Genomic DNA, 15193 nt, shown 5'->3' with positions numbered 1-15193 from the left:
CCTGGAAACCCCGGCGAGAGAGGCCGAAGGCCAATTCATGACCATGACTGATCCGATCGCAGACATGCTTACGCGTCTGCGGAACGCGAACTCGGCGTACCACGACTCTGTGACGATGCCGGCGTCCAAGATCAAGTCTCACATCGCGGAGATCCTCCAGCAGGAGGGCTTCATCACGGGCTGGAAGGTCGAGGACGCCGAGGTCGGCAAGAACCTCGTTCTCGAGCTGAAGTTCGGCCCGAACCGTGAGCGCTCCATTGCGGGCATCAAGCGGATCTCCAAGCCCGGTCTCCGGGTTTACGCGAAGTCCACCTCCCTGCCGAAGGTGCTGGGCGGCCTCGGCGTGGCGATCATCTCCACGTCGCACGGGCTCCTCACCGACAAGCAGGCCGGCAAGAAGGGCGTAGGCGGAGAAGTTCTCGCCTACGTCTGGTAGCGGAAGGGAACGGAGGAAACAGCTATGTCGCGTATTGGCAAGCTCCCCATCACGGTTCCCGCCGGCGTGGACGTCACCATCGACGGCCGTACGGTGTCGGTGAAGGGCCCCAAGGGCACCCTCTCGCACACCGTCGCTGCGCCGATCGACATCGCCAAGGGTGAGGACGGCGTTCTCAACGTCACCCGCCCCAACGACGAGCGTCAGAACAAGGCCCTGCACGGCCTGTCCCGCACGCTGGTGGCGAACATGATCACCGGCGTGACCCAGGGTTACGTGAAGAAGCTCGAGATCAGCGGTGTCGGTTACCGCGTGCAGGCCAAGGGTTCGAACCTCGAGTTCGCTCTCGGCTACAGCCACCCGATCACCGTCGAGGCCCCCGAGGGCATCACCTTCAAGGTGGAGGCCCCCACCCGGTTCTCGGTCGAGGGCATCGACAAGCAGAAGGTCGGCGAGGTTGCGGCCAACATCCGCAAGCTGCGCAAGCCTGACCCGTACAAGGCCAAGGGCGTCAAGTACGAGGGCGAAGTCATCCGCCGCAAGGTCGGAAAGGCGGGTAAGTAAGCCATGGCATACGGACAGAAGATCCTGAAGGGCGACGCCTACAAGCGCGCCGCGATCAAGCGCCGTCACATCCGGATCCGGAAGAACATCTCCGGTACGGCGGAGCGTCCCCGTCTGGTCGTTACCCGCTCCAACCGCCACATCGTGGCCCAGGTGATCGACGACATCAAGGGTCACACCCTGGCGTCGGCGTCCACCCTGGACACCACGGTCCGCGGTGGCGAGGGCGACAAGTCCGCGCAGGCCAAGCAGGTCGGCGCCCTGGTCGCCGAGCGCGCCAAGGCCGCCGGTGTCGAGGCTGTCGTATTCGACCGTGGTGGCAACCAGTACGCCGGGCGCATCGCCGCCCTGGCGGACGCCGCCCGCGAAGCCGGCTTGAAGTTCTGAGCCGTTCGTAGCTAGCGGAAAAAGAGAGAGGTAATTCCAATGGCTGGACCCCAGCGCCGCGGTGGCGGTGCCGGTGGCGGCGAGCGGCGGGACCGGAAGGGCCGTGACGGCGGCGCTGCTGCCGCCGAGAAGACCGCGTACGTTGAGCGCGTTGTCGCGATCAACCGCGTCGCCAAGGTTGTGAAGGGTGGTCGTCGCTTCAGCTTCACTGCGCTCGTCGTAGTGGGCGACGGTGACGGCACCGTGGGTGTCGGTTACGGCAAGGCCAAGGAGGTGCCGGCCGCCATCGCCAAGGGTGTTGAGGAGGCCAAGAAGCACTTCTTCAAGGTCCCCCGTATCCAGGGCACCATCCCGCACCCGATCACGGGTGAGAAGGCGGCGGGCGTCGTCCTGCTCAAGCCGGCGTCCCCCGGTACCGGCGTTATCGCCGGTGGCCCGGTGCGTGCCGTGCTCGAGTGCGCCGGCGTTCACGACATCCTGTCGAAGTCGCTCGGTTCGTCGAACGCGATCAACATCGTGCACGCGACCGTGGAGGCCCTGAAGGGTCTGCAGCGTCCCGAGGAGATCGCGGCTCGCCGTGGTCTGCCCCTCGAGGACGTCGCTCCCGCGGCCCTGCTGCGTGCGCGTGCCGGGGCTGGTGCTGCGTAATGGCTCAGCTCAAGATCACGCAGACGAAGTCGTACATCGGCAGCAAGCAGAACCACCGTGACACCCTGCGCTCCCTTGGTCTCAAGGGCATCAACACGCAGGTCGTCAAGGAGGATCGTCCCGAGTTCCGCGGCATGGTGCACACCGTCCGCCACCTCGTGACGGTCGAGGAGGTCGACTGATCATGGCGGAGAACAACCCGCTCAAGATCCACAACCTCCGTCCCGCCCCGGGCGCCAAGACCGCCAAGACCCGTGTGGGTCGTGGTGAGGCGTCGAAGGGTAAGACGGCCGGTCGTGGTACCAAGGGTACGAAGGCCCGTTACCAGGTTCCGGAGCGCTTCGAGGGTGGCCAGATGCCCCTCCACATGCGTCTTCCGAAGCTGAAGGGCTTCAAGAACCCGTTCAAGACCGAGTTCCAGGTCGTGAACCTCGACAAGCTGGCCGCGCTCTACCCCGAGGGTGGCGAGGTCACCGTCGAGGGTCTGGTGGCCAAGGGTGCCGTTCGCAAGAACAGCCTCGTCAAGGTCCTCGGCCAGGGCGAGATCTCGGTGGCGCTGCAGGTGACGGTCGACGCCGTCTCCGGCTCCGCCAAGGAGAAGATCACCGCCGCCGGCGGCACGGTCACCGAGCTCGTCTGAGTGCGATGACCTGAAGCAGTACCCACCGGGGATACCTCACAACGAGGTATCCCCGGTTGGTCGTTCCACGGCAGGCGGCGGCCCGGGTAAGGTGGCCTGCACTGCTTTCCCACATATTCGTCGAACCTCAAGACCGTCACCCTTGACGCAGTAGCGCGGGGGTCGCAGGAGGCACCGTGCTCACCGCGTTCGCCCGGGCGTTCAGGACGCCCGACCTGCGCAAGAAGCTGCTCTTTACGCTCGCCATCATCGTGGTGTACCGCGTGGGTACCCACGTCCCGATCCCTGGCGTCAACTACAAGTCCGTCCAGGAGTGTGTGGACCAGGCGTCCGGCAACCAGGGACTCTTCGGTCTGGTCAACATGTTCAGCGGTGGCGCGCTGCTGCAGATCACGATCTTCGCGCTCGGCATCATGCCGTACATCACGGCGAGCATCATTCTTCAGCTGCTCACCGTCGTCATCCCGCGCCTGGAAGCCCTCAAGAAGGAGGGGCAGGCCGGTACGGCGAAGATCACGCAGTACACCCGTTACCTCACGGTGGCGCTCGCCATCCTGCAGGGCACGGGCCTGGTGGCCACCGCCCGCAGCGGCGCCCTCTTCTCGGGCTGCACGGTCGCGTCGAGCATCGTCCCGGACCGCGCGATCTTCACCACGATCGTCATGGTCATCACGATGACCGCCGGTACGGCCGTCGTCATGTGGCTCGGTGAGCTCATCACCGACCGCGGCATCGGCAACGGCATGTCGATCCTGATGTTCATCTCGATCGCCGCCACCTTCCCGTCCGCCCTGTGGGCCATCAAGAAGCAGGGCACCCTGGCCGGCGGCTGGATCGAGTTCGGCACCGTCATCGCGGTCGGCCTGGTCATGGTCGGTCTCGTGGTCTTCGTCGAGCAGGCCCAGCGCCGTATCCCGGTGCAGTACGCGAAGCGCATGATCGGCCGTCGGTCCTACGGCGGTACGTCGACGTACATCCCGCTGAAGGTCAACCAGGCCGGTGTGATTCCCGTCATCTTCGCGTCGTCGCTGCTGTACATCCCGGCGCTGGTGGCGCAGTTCTCGAGCGGTACGTCGAGCTGGAAGACCTGGATCGAGGCCAACCTCACCAAGGGCGACCACCCGATCTACATCAGCATGTACTTCTTGCTCATCGTTTTCTTCGCGTTCTTCTACGTGGCGATCTCCTTCAACCCCGAGGAAGTCGCCGACAACATGAAGAAGTATGGTGGCTTCATCCCGGGCATCCGGGCTGGCCGACCGACCGCTGAGTACCTCTCCTACGTACTCAACCGGATCACCTGGCCGGGTTCGCTGTACTTGGGTCTGATCGCTCTTGTGCCAACGATGGCGTTGGTCGGCTTCGGGGCAAGCCAGAACTTCCCCTTCGGCGGGACAAGCATCCTGATCATCGTGGGTGTGGGTCTCGAGACGGTGAAGCAGATCGAGAGCCAGCTCCAGCAGCGCAATTACGAAGGGTTCCTCCGCTGATGCGTATCGTCCTCGTCGGGCCGCCGGGCGCCGGTAAGGGAACGCAGGCCGCGTTCCTCGCCTCGAACCTGTCGATCCCGCACATCTCCACGGGCGACCTGTTCCGCGCCAACATCAGCCGGCAGACGGACCTCGGCAAACTCGCGAAGTCCTACATGGACGCGGGCAACCTGGTCCCGGACGAGGTCACCATCGGGATGGCCAAGGACCGCATGGAGCAGCCGGACGCCGAGAACGGCTTCCTGCTCGACGGTTTCCCGCGCAATGTCTCGCAGGCCGAGTCGCTCGACGAGATGCTGCAGACCGAGGGCATGAAGCTGGACGCGGTGCTGGACCTCGAGGTCCCCGAGGAGGAGGTCGTCAAGCGCATCGCCGGCCGCCGCATCTGCCGCAACGACTCGGCGCACGTCTTCCACGTGTCGTACAAGGCGCCGAAGCAGGACGGCGTCTGTGACGTCTGCGGCGGCGAGCTGTACCAGCGCGACGACGACTCCGAGGAGACGGTCCGCAAGCGCCTGGAGGTCTACCACACCCAGACCGAGCCGATCATCGACTACTACAAGGCCCAGGGCCTGGTGGTCACGATCTCGGCGCTCGGCAAGGTGGAGGACGTCACCGGCCGCGCCATGGAGGCCCTCCAGCACGAGGGCGACGCCGCGTAGCGGTTTTTCCGAGTACGACAGCCGCGGTTCCCTTCCGAGGGGGCCGCGGCTGCTGTGTGGGTGCACGTATCGTTGAAGGCACCCGTCCCCTGCCAGGTTCTCCCGGTTTCAGAAAGGCTTCCGCCGCATGGTGCAGATCAAGACCCCCGAGCAGATCGCCAAGATGCGCGAGGCGGGGCTGGTCGTCGCCGCCATCCACGCGGCGACCCGAGAGGCCGCGGTGCCCGGGGCCACGACCAGGGATCTCGACCAGGTCGCGCGAAAGGTCCTCGCGGAGCACGACGCGAAGCCGAACTTCCTGGGGTACGGCGGTTTCCCGGCGACGATCTGCACCTCCGTGAACGAGGTCGTCGTCCACGGCATCCCGTCCGACGAGGTCGTCCTCAAGGACGGCGACATCATCTCCATCGACTGCGGCGCGATCATCGACGGCTGGCACGGGGACGCGGCCTACACGGCCTTCGTGGGCTCGGGCCACGCTCCGGAGCTGCTGGAGCTCTCCCGGGTGACCGAGGAGTCCATGTGGGCCGGCATCGCGGCCATGAAGCAGGGCAACCGGCTCGTCGACGTCTCCCGGGCCATCGAGACGTACATCCGCCGCCAGCCGAAGCCGGGCGGCGGCCGCTACGGGATCATCGAGGACTACGGCGGTCACGGCATCGGCACCGAGATGCACATGGACCCGCACCTGCTGAACTACGTCGACCGGCGCCGGGGGAAGGGGCCGAAGCTGGTCACCGGGTTCTGCCTGGCGATCGAGCCGATGGTGTCCCTGGGCACCCCGCGGACGGAGGTCCTGTCGGACGACTGGACGGTCATCACGACGGACGGCACGTGGTCCTCGCACTGGGAGCACTCGGTGGCGCTGACGGACGAGGGGCCGCTGGTTCTGACCGCTCCCGACGGCGGCCGGGCGAAGCTCGCGGAGCACGGGATCACCGCCGCGCCCGACCCGCTCGCTTAATGATCTACCTTCTGGGGCATCCTTCCTCGATTCGTGTTTCGGTGAGCCCTGACGTAGACTGACTCGTCGGCTCTCGTGCACCCGCATGTCCGCATGCGCCCCCAGGGGAAACGCAGGAGAGTCGATCAAGGTAGTCGATTCGAAGGGCGAAGCGTGGCCAAGAAGCAAGGTGCCATCGAGATCGAGGGCACTGTCGTCGAGTCTCTTCCGAACGCCATGTTCAAGGTCGAGCTCCAGAACGGCCACCAGGTCCTGGCACACATCAGCGGCAAGATGCGGATGCACTACATCCGTATCCTCCCTGACGACCGGGTCGTGGTGGAGTTGTCTCCGTACGACCTGACACGTGGCCGGATCGTCTACCGGTACAAGTAGATCTTGCCCGCATCCCGCTGCGGCGGGGTGGTGGCACTGACCCGGAGAACCTCAATCCCATGAAGGTCAAGCCGAGCGTCAAGAAGATCTGCGACAAGTGCAGGGTGATCCGCCGTCACGGTCGGGTCATGGTCATTTGCGAGAACCCGCGCCACAAGCAGCGCCAGGGCTGACGCAGGACCGAACCCTCTGCTCTCGCAGGGATTCGCGCGACGCAAGCTGAATTTGTTCATACGCAGAGCCCAGACGTCCTTCGTCTGACACCCCCGGTTCGGAGGCCGGGGACCCAGTTCGTACCTGGTACGGCGGCTGGGAACCGGTTCTGCGGAAGACCTCCGAAGATCACCAGGAGCCATTGAATGGCACGCGTTTCCGGTGTTGACATCCCGCGCGACAAGCGCGTGGAGGTCGCCCTGACCTATGTGTTCGGCATCGGCCGGACCCTTTCGCAGCTGACGCTGGCCGAGACCGGCATCAACCCGAACACCCGCGTTCGCGACCTCTCCGAGGAGGAGCTCGTCGCGATTCGTGAGTACGTCGACAACAACCTCAAGACCGAGGGTGACCTCCGCCGTGAGGTCCAGGCCGACATCCGCCGCAAGGTCGAGATCGGCTGCTACCAGGGTCTGCGTCACCGTCGTGGACTGCCCGTCCGTGGTCAGCGCACCAGCACGAACGCTCGTACCCGCAAGGGCCCGCGTCGCGCCATCGCCGGCAAGAAGAAGCCGGGCAAGAAGTAGTCCTCAGCGGACAACGCTTCATCAGCGGTCTTCGCTGTAGGACCGACCACCTCCCCGTAGGAGTTTGTAGATGCCCCCCAAGGGTCGTCAGGGCGCTGCCAAGAAGGTGCGCCGCAAGGAAAAGAAGAACGTCGCTCACGGGCACGCCCACATCAAGAGCACGTTCAACAACACGATCGTCTCGATCACGGACCCCTCGGGCAACGTGATCTCCTGGGCCTCCGCCGGCCACGTCGGCTTCAAGGGCTCGCGCAAGTCCACCCCCTTCGCCGCGCAGATGGCCGCCGAGTCGGCCGCCCGCCGCGCGCAGGAGCACGGCATGCGCAAGGTGGACGTCTTCGTCAAGGGTCCCGGCTCCGGCCGTGAGACCGCGATCCGCTCCCTCCAGGCCACCGGCCTCGAGGTCGGCTCGATCCAGGACGTCACCCCCACCCCGCACAACGGCTGCCGTCCGCCCAAGCGCCGTCGCGTCTGAGGCCAGGTTGTCTTGAGGTTGCGGGCGGTACGGCTCTTCGGGGCGGTGCCGCCCGTACCCTTGCAGTACCCCGCACTTTCGCCGGTGCGGGTCCGTCGGGCGTCAAATAGCGGGCGTCCACGAAAGAAGGATCTGATCCACACATGCTGATCGCTCAGCGTCCGTCACTGACCGAAGAGGTCGTCGACGAATTCCGCTCCCGGTTCGTGATCGAGCCGCTGGAGCCGGGCTTCGGTTACACCCTCGGCAACTCCCTCCGCCGTACCCTCCTGTCGTCGATCCCCGGTGCCGCTGTCACCAGCATCCGCATCGACGGTGTCCTGCACGAGTTCACCACCGTGCCGGGCGTCAAGGAGGACGTCACCGACCTGATCCTCAACATCAAGCAGCTGGTCGTCTCCTCGGAGCACGACGAGCCGGTCGTGATGTACCTGCGCAAGCAGGGCCCGGGTCTGGTCACCGCCGCCGACATCGCGCCCCCGGCCGGTGTCGAGGTGCACAACCCCGACCTCGTCCTCGCCACGCTCAACGGCAAGGGCAAGCTGGAGATGGAGCTCACGGTCGAGCGTGGCCGCGGTTACGTCTCCGCCGTGCAGAACAAGCAGGTGGGCCAGGAGATCGGCCGTATCCCGGTCGACTCCATCTACAGCCCCGTGCTCAAGGTCACGTACAAGGTCGAGGCGACCCGTGTCGAGCAGCGCACCGACTTCGACAAGCTGATCGTCGACGTCGAGACCAAGCAGGCCATGCGTCCGCGTGACGCCATGGCGTCGGCCGGTAAGACCCTGGTCGAGCTGTTCGGTCTGGCCCGCGAGCTGAACATCGACGCCGAGGGCATCGACATGGGCCCGTCCCCGACGGACGCCGCCCTTGCCGCTGATCTCGCCCTGCCGATCGAGGAGCTGGAGCTCACCGTTCGGTCGTACAACTGCCTCAAGCGTGAGGGCATCCACTCCGTGGGTGAGCTCGTCGCCCGCTCCGAGGCCGACCTCCTGGACATCCGCAACTTCGGTGCGAAGTCCATCGACGAGGTCAAGGCGAAGCTGGCCGGCATGGGCCTGGCCCTGAAGGACAGCCCGCCCGGATTCGACCCCACGGCCGCTGCCGACGCCTTCGGCGCCGACGACGACGCGGACGCGGGTTTCGTGGAGACCGAGCAGTACTGATCGGTCGTTTGCCGGTGAGCATCCGCTCATCGGGTTCCTGACCCCGGTACCTGATACGGCCGGGGCAGACACACAGGAGATAGAAAATGCCGAAGCCCACCAAGGGTGCCCGTATGGGCGGCAGCGCCGCGCACGAGAAGCTGCTCCTCGCGAACCTCGCGAAGAGCCTCTTCGAGCACGGCCGTATCACCACCACCGAGGCGAAGGCGCGCAAGCTGCGTCCCTACGCCGAGCGTCTGGTCACCAAGGCGAAGAAGGGCGACCTTCACAACCGCCGTCAGGTGCTCCAGGTGATCACGGACAAGAGCATCGTGCACACGCTCTTCACCGAGATCGGCCCGCGCTACGAGAACCGTCCCGGTGGCTACACCCGCATCACCAAGATCGGTAACCGTCGTGGCGACAACGCGCCCATGGCTGTCATCGAGCTGGTCGAGGCGCTGACGGTCGCGCAGCAGGCGACGGGTGAGGCCGAGGCCGCCACCAAGCGTGCCGCCAAGGACGCCGAGGCTGCTCCGGCCGCCGAGGAGACCAAGGTCGACACGGCCAAGGCCGACGACACCGAGGCTCCGGCCGAGGAGTCGAAGGACGCGTAAGCGTCTGCGGGGTGCTGTCCGTTGGCGGGTGCGGCTTTCGCCGTGGCTTGTCGCGCAGTTCCCCGCGCCCCTGAAGGGGCGTTTGCGGGTCCGTTCCTTTCGAGGAGCGGGCCCGCTTTTGTGTGGGTGAGAGGATCTACGAGTGAGTGACGAAGTGCAGCCCGGCCATGTCCGTGTCCGCCTCGACCTGTCCTACGACGGAACCGACTTCTCAGGATGGGCCAAGCAGGCCGGCGGCCGGCGGACCGTGCAGGGCGAGATCGAGGACGCGCTGCGCACGGTCACGCGGTCGAAGGACGTGACGTACGAGCTGACCGTGGCCGGACGGACCGATGCCGGGGTGCACGCGCGGGGGCAGGTGGCGCATGTGGACCTGCCCGAGGCGCTGTGGGAGGAGCATCGCGAGAAGCTGCTGAAGCGGCTGGCGGGGCGGTTGCCGAAGGATGTGCGGGTGTGGCGGCTCACCGAGGCGGCGGAGGGGTTCAACGCGCGGTTCGCCGCTCTGTGGCGCCGGTACGTCTACCGGGTGGGGGACCGGCCCGGTGGCGTGGATCCCCTGCTGCGCAACCATGTGCTGTGGCACGACTGGGAGTTGGACGTCGCCGTCATGGACGCCGCCGCCAAGTCGCTCGTCGGGGAGCATGACTTCGCGGCCTACGCGAAGAAGCGTGAGGGAGCGACGACGATCCGCGAGATCCTCGACTTCGGGGTGCGGCGGCGGCCGGACGGGGTCGTGGAGATCGAGGTCCGGGCCGACGCCTTCTGCCACAACCAGGTGCGGTCCATGGTCGGCGCACTGCTGTTCGTGGGGGACGGGCACCGGGGCGCGGAGTGGCCGCGGAAGGTGCTGGACGCGGGTGTCCGGGACAGCGCGGTCCATGTCGTACGGCCGCACGGGCTGACGCTGGAGGAGGTCGGGTACCCGGCGGACGAGTTGCTGGCGGCGCGGAACAAGCAGGCGCGGAACAGGCGGTCGTTGCCGGCGGCCGGGTCCTGAACCGGCCGCGGACGAGGGACCGGAGGCGGGGCTGTTCAGCCGGTCTCAGCCGTGCTCACTGCCTGACGGTGAAGTACTGCCAGGCACCCCAGGTGCTGAGGTTGGTGTTGTCCCTGCTGCTGTGGACGTACTGCGCGGCGACGCGGAACCTGCTGTTGACGGACCGGGTGAGGGCCATCTGGTGGCGGCCGGTGCTGGCGGAACTGAGGGCCGCGCAGGGGGTGGTGGTCTGCGTGTGCCAGGCGCCGCTGTAGTACCGCTGCACGCGGAAGACGACACACTGGCCGGCCTTGCCGGGGGTGACCGTGGCGTCGAGTTGCTCCTTGGTGGTGTGGTGGTACACCCGGTAGAGCGTGCTGCCGTAGTACGTGCTCGTGTAGTAGCCGGACAGCTTCTCCGAGATCCGCACATGGGTGTGCACACTTCGGGCGGCGGTCTTCGGGGCGTACCGGTAGTCGCCGGTGAACACCGCGCTGAACGTGGTGTTGCGGGTGAGCTTGTAGGACCCCGTCAGGTTGCCGTGGGAGTCCACCGTGCCCGACTTCACCAGGACCGATGTGCCGCTGTACGGCTTGGCGTAGATCGCCACCGTACGGCTGTTGTACGTCGTGCCGAGATGAGCTGTGATCTTCGCTGACTGGCTGTAGGCGTACGTCGAGTGGTCGGTGGTGATGGTCACGGACGCCGCGGCCCGGGACACCTGAGTGGTGGCGGTGCTGCTGCCCGGCTTGTGTGAGATGTCGCCGCCGTAGGCCACCTTGTAGGTGTTGGCGCCGCCGATCTGCGGGGTGTCCGTGAACGTGAACGAACCGTTCGCGGAGACCTTCGCGTCGGCGAGTGCGGTGCCGGACGGGTGTGCGAGGTCGGTCTTCGTCACCTTGACGACCCCACCGGTGGTGAAGGGCGAGCCGGAGAGCGTGCCGGAGACGGTCAGCTTCTGCGCGCGGCCGGCCGTGGCCGGGGCCGTCACAGTGACCGAGGTGGCCAGCTTGGACACCTGGACGAGGCTCGTGGCGGCGGCCGTCTCGTGGGTGTCGTCCCCGGCGTAGCTCGCGGCGTAGGTGTAGCTGCCCTCTGCCGGTGGGGTGTCGGTGAAGGTGAAGGAGCCGTCCGCCTGTGTCGTCACATCGGGCAGTGCTGTTCCGTTCCGCGTGAGGTGCGCGACCTGGCCCGCGGGCAGGGCCGCGGACGAGATCAGGGTGCCGGTGACGGTCAGCGGACGGCCCGGGACGCCCGTGCTCGGGGCGGTGAGGTGGAGCGAGGTGGCCGCGGGCGGCCCCTCGCTGACGACCGGGCCGCTCACCGTCTGCAGGTCGGCGCTGTCGCCGGTGGCACCGGAGAAGGCCAGGAGCGCGGTGGACGGCAGCGTCGCTGTGGCGTCCACCACCTGCGCCCCGTCGATCCAGACGTACAGATGGCCGGCGGCCACCTGGATGTCGACCTGGTGCGTGCCCTGGCGCAGGGAGGTGCCGAGGGGGACCAGCGACTGGTAGTCGATCACCGACGAGCCGGCCGAACTGCGGCCGACGCCCGCGAAGTTCTGTGCCTTCAGCGTGTTGTTCCAGCCGGTGGCGAGGGCGATCACCGTGCCGGGCCGCCCCGCGATGCCGAGGCCGTCACCGGTCCCGCCCAGTGCCGAGGCGGAGTTCTGGGCCGGGTCGAGCAGGCTGAGCGTCATGCCCTTCCCGCCGGTGCCGGGGCCGAACTTCGTGGTGAAGGTGGCCCGCAGACCGTCGGTGCGCAACGGCTCGGTGTAGACCGCCGAGCCCGCCTGATTGCTGGTGGCCGGGGTCAGCTGCACCCCGCCGCCGTCAGCCGGCACCGCCGAGCCGTTGGTCCGCCACCGCCCGTCGGCGGCCGAGGTGGTCGTGGCGGTGCCGATGCCGGTGCCCTTGACCGGGACGTACATGGCGCCCTGGCTGTTGCCGTTCGTGTCGGTACCGGTACCGGTGACCTCGTAGAAGGCGCTCAGATCCGCGGCCGAGCGCGGAGTGAACGTCACCGTCTGCACCGCGGTCTGCTCAGGGCCGATGATCAGGCCCTCCGACAGCTGCACCGGGCTGTTGAAGTCGCCCGTCGGAGCCTTGGCCTTGGTCACCGTCACCGGGATGTTGCCGGTGTTGGTGATGGTGAACGACAGCGACCTGGAGCTGCCGACCGGGACCTGGCCGAAGTCCAGGGAGCTCGGGGAGAACTCCAGGTGCCCCTGCCCCGTGATGGCCGTGGCGCTGACCGGCACGCTCAGTGTGTGCGTGCCGCCGCCGCTGCTGCTGCTGACCACGAGCGCGTCGCTGTCGGCGCGGTCGTCGGTCGGTGCGTAGGTGACCGAGAGCACGAACGAGCCACCGGCCGGTACGACCGTTCCCGCGCTCGGCAGCCCCGAGGTGGAGAAGACGCCGCCGGGGGAGTCGACCGAGTCGACGGTCTCCGGTTCGGTGCCGGTGTTGGTGATCTGGAGGTTCAGCGTCGAGGTGCTCCCGGTGGGCACTTCCCCGAAGTCGAGGGCGACGGGTGCCGCCCCGAGTCCGGGCCGGGTGCCGACGCCGTGGAGGGCGAAGACCAGTTTCTGGCCGTCCGCCAGGTTCACGGTCAGGGTGCCGTTGATGCCGCCGGTGGCGGTGGGGGCGAAGCTGATCGGCACGTCCAGGGTGGCGTCCGCCGCCAGCGCCTCGGGCTGGTCGGGGGTGGGTACGGCGGACGGGTCGACCGTGAACGCGCCGGAGGCCTTGAGCCCGGTGATGCTGACGTCCTGCGTGGCGGTCAGCTGCATGGCGGCCGCATCGCTGCCGCCCACGCCGACCTGGCCGAAGTCCAGGGAGGCCGCGGTCAGAGCCGTCCTGGCCGGGCTGCCGAAGCCGTAGAGGACACCGTCCCGGGTGCCGACGTACACCTTGCCGCGCTCGGCGGTCGGGGTGCTGAACTTCGTCGCGGTGCCGATCGGCGCCGACCACAGCAACTGGAGACGGCCGTTGCCGTCGGGGGTGGGGCTGTAGGCGCGCAGGGTGCCGTCGGCTCCCGAGGCGTTGCTCGCGGAGGTCATCCACACCAGGGCACTGGACTCGTCCGTGCCGTCGGAGGTGACCAGGGGGGAGCCGCTGGTGTAGCCGAAGGTGTCCTGGCTCTGGCCGGTGAGGGTGAGCGCGGGCGTACCGCCGTTGCGCACGCCGTACTTGAGCGCGCGCAGCGGGCCCTGGTTGCCGACGACGTAGACATAGCCGCCGTCGCCGCCCCAGAACGCGGGGTGTCCCCACATGCCCTGGTAGGGGCCGGACTTGCTCACCGCGGCGTCGCCGCCCTGGGGGCCCTGGCCCATGCCGCCGAGGTTGTCGCGGTCGAGCAGGAACACCCGCCCGTCCTTGCCCTGCTGGACCAGCAGGTGCGGGTGCTCGGCGGTGCCGAAGCCGTCCGGCAGCGCCATCGGGGCGCCCGAGGAGACGTCCTGGTCGGTCAGGTCCAGGGTCGCGGCGTTGCTGGGGCTGAAGAAGTCGGCGGTGCTGAGGCTGTTGTCCGCGCCCACCTGGAGGCGCACGACGGACTCGGCGAGGGTGCCCTGAACGGTCTTGCCGGGTCCGGGCGCCGGGCTGATGCCGTTGCCGGTGCTGAAGAAGATCCGGCCGGACCCGTCCGAGACCAGTCCGCCACCCGACTGCCAGATGCCGGCGCCGCCCGTGCTGGCACCGGTCACCGCGGCCCACATCGACGTGATGCTGTGTCCGGTGGTGCTCACGCCGACCACATAGCCGCGGTACGGCCACGCGTCACAGTGGCCGCCGAAGCCCGCGTAGACGACACCGTCCATCAGCAGCAGGCCGGGGCGCTGCTGCTCGTAGTAGGCGTCGAACTTGTTGCCCGGGTCGTTGACGGGGCTTCCGGCGATGGTGACCGGCCACCCGGCGCGCTCGGCTCCGGAGGCGGGGTCCACCGCGTGCATCAGCCACTTCGGGTGGCGGTGCGTGGAGGTGCCGTCGTCGACCTTGGTGGTGAAGTAGAGGGTTCCGGTGGCGGAGTCGTAGACAGGGGTCGCGGTCGCGCCCACGTTGGGCACCAGGTCTCCGCAGCCGATGGCCGACGCCGGCCATGCCGGTCCGTAGTTCTTGCTCCACTCGATCGCACCGGTCGTGCGGTCGAGGCCGTACAGGGTGTTGCTCTCGGTGACCGCGATCACCTGGTCGCCCAGCACCAGCGGCTGGGCGTATATCTGCCCGTCCAGCTTGGTGGCGAAGAGCCGGCCGAAGGCGGACGACTGGACGACCGCCGGGGAGAGCGCCGACTCGCCCTGATCCCAGTTGGTGCGCAGGTTGTCGATGCCCTGGGTGGTCTGGTCGGCCTGGGCCGAGGATGCCAGCAGGCTGATCGTCGTGCCCATCAGTGCCGCAGTGGCCATGGCCACGACGGAGAGCAGCCATGTGCGCCGCCGCACGCGGTGGCGTCCACCGCGTGCGGGCATGGAAAACCCGGGCAAACCGGAACCCCCCTCTGGCGTCCGCGCCCGGAACGGTCACAGGTACGGCACAAACGTGAAGACCGAGTGGTTGTTCCTATCACCAGTTGGCCCGATTGTGCACTGGGCTGCGCGCTTCGCGTCAGGATCGTCATCCGTCTCGACGGGCCGCGTGCGGGCCCGTTCACGGAGGGCGGCGGCGCCGGCCGAGGTGTCACAGGAGGCGCACAATCAGAGCCTTCTGCCCGGGTCGTCCGGATGTGAAACCTGTTGGTTACCTCACTCTTCAACAAAAATTTAGAGCATAAGCGGACTTGTCGGACGTACGTCTTCACAGTGCCCTTACGTCATTCACATCCCTCGGATAACCTTTCCCATCTGGCCCCTTTGTTCGAAAGGGGCTCTTTGGGGTGGGGAACACATCGGGCCCAGGGCCCGGAGGGTAGGAATGTCATCCATTGACTCTGCCCGCATGTCCGGAGCGACCGGTGCCGGGGGGCATCGATCCACACGGCGTGGAGGAAAGCGTGGCGCCGAGCAGGCGCCCTTGGGACTTCTGCCCGCGCCGCCCTCGCATGCGGAAAAGTACTCGTACGTCAAGAGGCGCCTGTG

17 protein-coding genes are annotated in these 15193 nt (G+C 67.5%); 16 read left to right on the top strand and 1 reads right to left on the bottom strand.

Annotated features, from left to right (window positions below; all coding sequences use genetic code 11):
• The first annotated feature begins 37 nt into the window (after window positions 1-37).
• The 16 genes from rpsH to truA all read left to right on the top strand — a co-directional run bounded on the left by rpsH (window position 38) and on the right by truA (window position 10140).
• Window positions 38-436 carry a 30S ribosomal protein S8 gene (rpsH, locus tag AQI94_RS11000; protein WP_013001411.1) on the top strand — a complete coding sequence of 133 codons (399 nt, stop codon included), beginning with the start codon at window positions 38-40 and terminating at the stop codon, window positions 434-436.
• Window positions 437-460: 24 nt separating this feature from the next.
• Window positions 461-1000 carry a 50S ribosomal protein L6 gene (rplF, locus tag AQI94_RS10995; protein WP_007384076.1) on the top strand — a complete coding sequence of 180 codons (540 nt, stop codon included), beginning with the start codon at window positions 461-463 and terminating at the stop codon, window positions 998-1000.
• A 3-nt stretch (window positions 1001-1003) separates the two neighbouring features.
• On the top strand, window positions 1004-1387 hold the full coding sequence (gene rplR / locus AQI94_RS10990; protein ID WP_007384077.1) for a 50S ribosomal protein L18: 384 nt from the start codon (window positions 1004-1006) through the stop codon (window positions 1385-1387).
• A gap of 39 nt (window positions 1388-1426) precedes the next feature.
• Window positions 1427-2035 (top strand): 30S ribosomal protein S5, encoded by a 609-nt coding sequence (gene rpsE, locus AQI94_RS10985; protein ID WP_013001409.1) that lies wholly within the window; start codon window positions 1427-1429, stop codon window positions 2033-2035.
• Entirely contained in the window at window positions 2035-2217 is a 183-nt protein-coding gene (rpmD, locus tag AQI94_RS10980; protein ID WP_005481207.1) for a 50S ribosomal protein L30, read from the top strand. Before rpsE ends, rpmD begins: the two co-directional genes overlap by 1 nt.
• A gap of 2 nt (window positions 2218-2219) precedes the next feature.
• Window positions 2220-2675, top strand: a complete 456-nt coding sequence (gene rplO / locus AQI94_RS10975; protein WP_003974249.1) for a 50S ribosomal protein L15 — start codon at window positions 2220-2222, stop codon at window positions 2673-2675.
• 176 nt (window positions 2676-2851) lie between these two features.
• The gene (gene secY / locus AQI94_RS10970) at window positions 2852-4165 is read left to right on the top strand and encodes a preprotein translocase subunit SecY (RefSeq protein WP_031038428.1); all 1314 of its coding nucleotides are present in this window, start codon (window positions 2852-2854) and stop codon (window positions 4163-4165) included.
• Window positions 4165-4827 (top strand): adenylate kinase, encoded by a 663-nt coding sequence (locus tag AQI94_RS10965; protein ID WP_031038431.1) that lies wholly within the window; start codon window positions 4165-4167, stop codon window positions 4825-4827. The genes secY and AQI94_RS10965 overlap by 1 nt, the downstream gene beginning before the upstream one ends.
• A gap of 127 nt (window positions 4828-4954) precedes the next feature.
• Entirely contained in the window at window positions 4955-5791 is an 837-nt protein-coding gene (gene map / locus AQI94_RS10960) for a type I methionyl aminopeptidase (protein WP_007384082.1), read from the top strand.
• Between the two features lie 153 nt (window positions 5792-5944).
• Window positions 5945-6166, top strand: a complete 222-nt coding sequence (infA, locus tag AQI94_RS10955) for a translation initiation factor IF-1 (protein ID WP_003948620.1) — start codon at window positions 5945-5947, stop codon at window positions 6164-6166.
• Between the two features lie 59 nt (window positions 6167-6225).
• Window positions 6226-6339 (top strand): 50S ribosomal protein L36, encoded by a 114-nt coding sequence (gene rpmJ / locus AQI94_RS10950; protein WP_003998809.1) that lies wholly within the window; start codon window positions 6226-6228, stop codon window positions 6337-6339.
• Window positions 6340-6525: 186 nt separating this feature from the next.
• Window positions 6526-6906 (top strand): 30S ribosomal protein S13, encoded by a 381-nt coding sequence (gene rpsM, locus AQI94_RS10945; protein WP_007384083.1) that lies wholly within the window; start codon window positions 6526-6528, stop codon window positions 6904-6906.
• 70 nt (window positions 6907-6976) lie between these two features.
• Window positions 6977-7381, top strand: coding sequence for a 30S ribosomal protein S11 (rpsK, locus tag AQI94_RS10940; RefSeq protein ID WP_003956432.1), 405 nt, complete (start codon window positions 6977-6979; stop codon window positions 7379-7381).
• 143 nt (window positions 7382-7524) lie between these two features.
• Window positions 7525-8547 (top strand): DNA-directed RNA polymerase subunit alpha, encoded by a 1023-nt coding sequence (locus tag AQI94_RS10935; RefSeq protein ID WP_003966937.1) that lies wholly within the window; start codon window positions 7525-7527, stop codon window positions 8545-8547.
• Between the two features lie 86 nt (window positions 8548-8633).
• On the top strand, window positions 8634-9143 hold the full coding sequence (gene rplQ, locus AQI94_RS10930) for a 50S ribosomal protein L17 (RefSeq protein ID WP_031038434.1): 510 nt from the start codon (window positions 8634-8636) through the stop codon (window positions 9141-9143).
• Between the two features lie 142 nt (window positions 9144-9285).
• Window positions 9286-10140, top strand: a complete 855-nt coding sequence (truA, locus tag AQI94_RS10925) for a tRNA pseudouridine(38-40) synthase TruA (RefSeq protein WP_031038437.1) — start codon at window positions 9286-9288, stop codon at window positions 10138-10140.
• Between the two features lie 55 nt (window positions 10141-10195).
• On the opposite strand, the gene AQI94_RS10920 is transcribed toward truA, so the two are convergent.
• Complete coding sequence (locus tag AQI94_RS10920; protein ID WP_225890173.1) at window positions 10196-14560, bottom strand: Ig-like domain-containing protein; 4365 nt, start codon at window positions 14558-14560, stop codon at window positions 10196-10198.
• Window positions 14561-15193: the final 633 nt, after the last annotated feature.

Origin of the sequence: Streptomyces pseudovenezuelae (assembly GCF_001513955.1) — a bacterium.
Classification (GTDB): domain Bacteria; phylum Actinomycetota; class Actinomycetes; order Streptomycetales; family Streptomycetaceae; genus Streptomyces; species Streptomyces pseudovenezuelae.
Note: the sequence above shows the minus strand (reverse complement) of the source record. Positions and strands in the feature narration are given on the sequence as shown.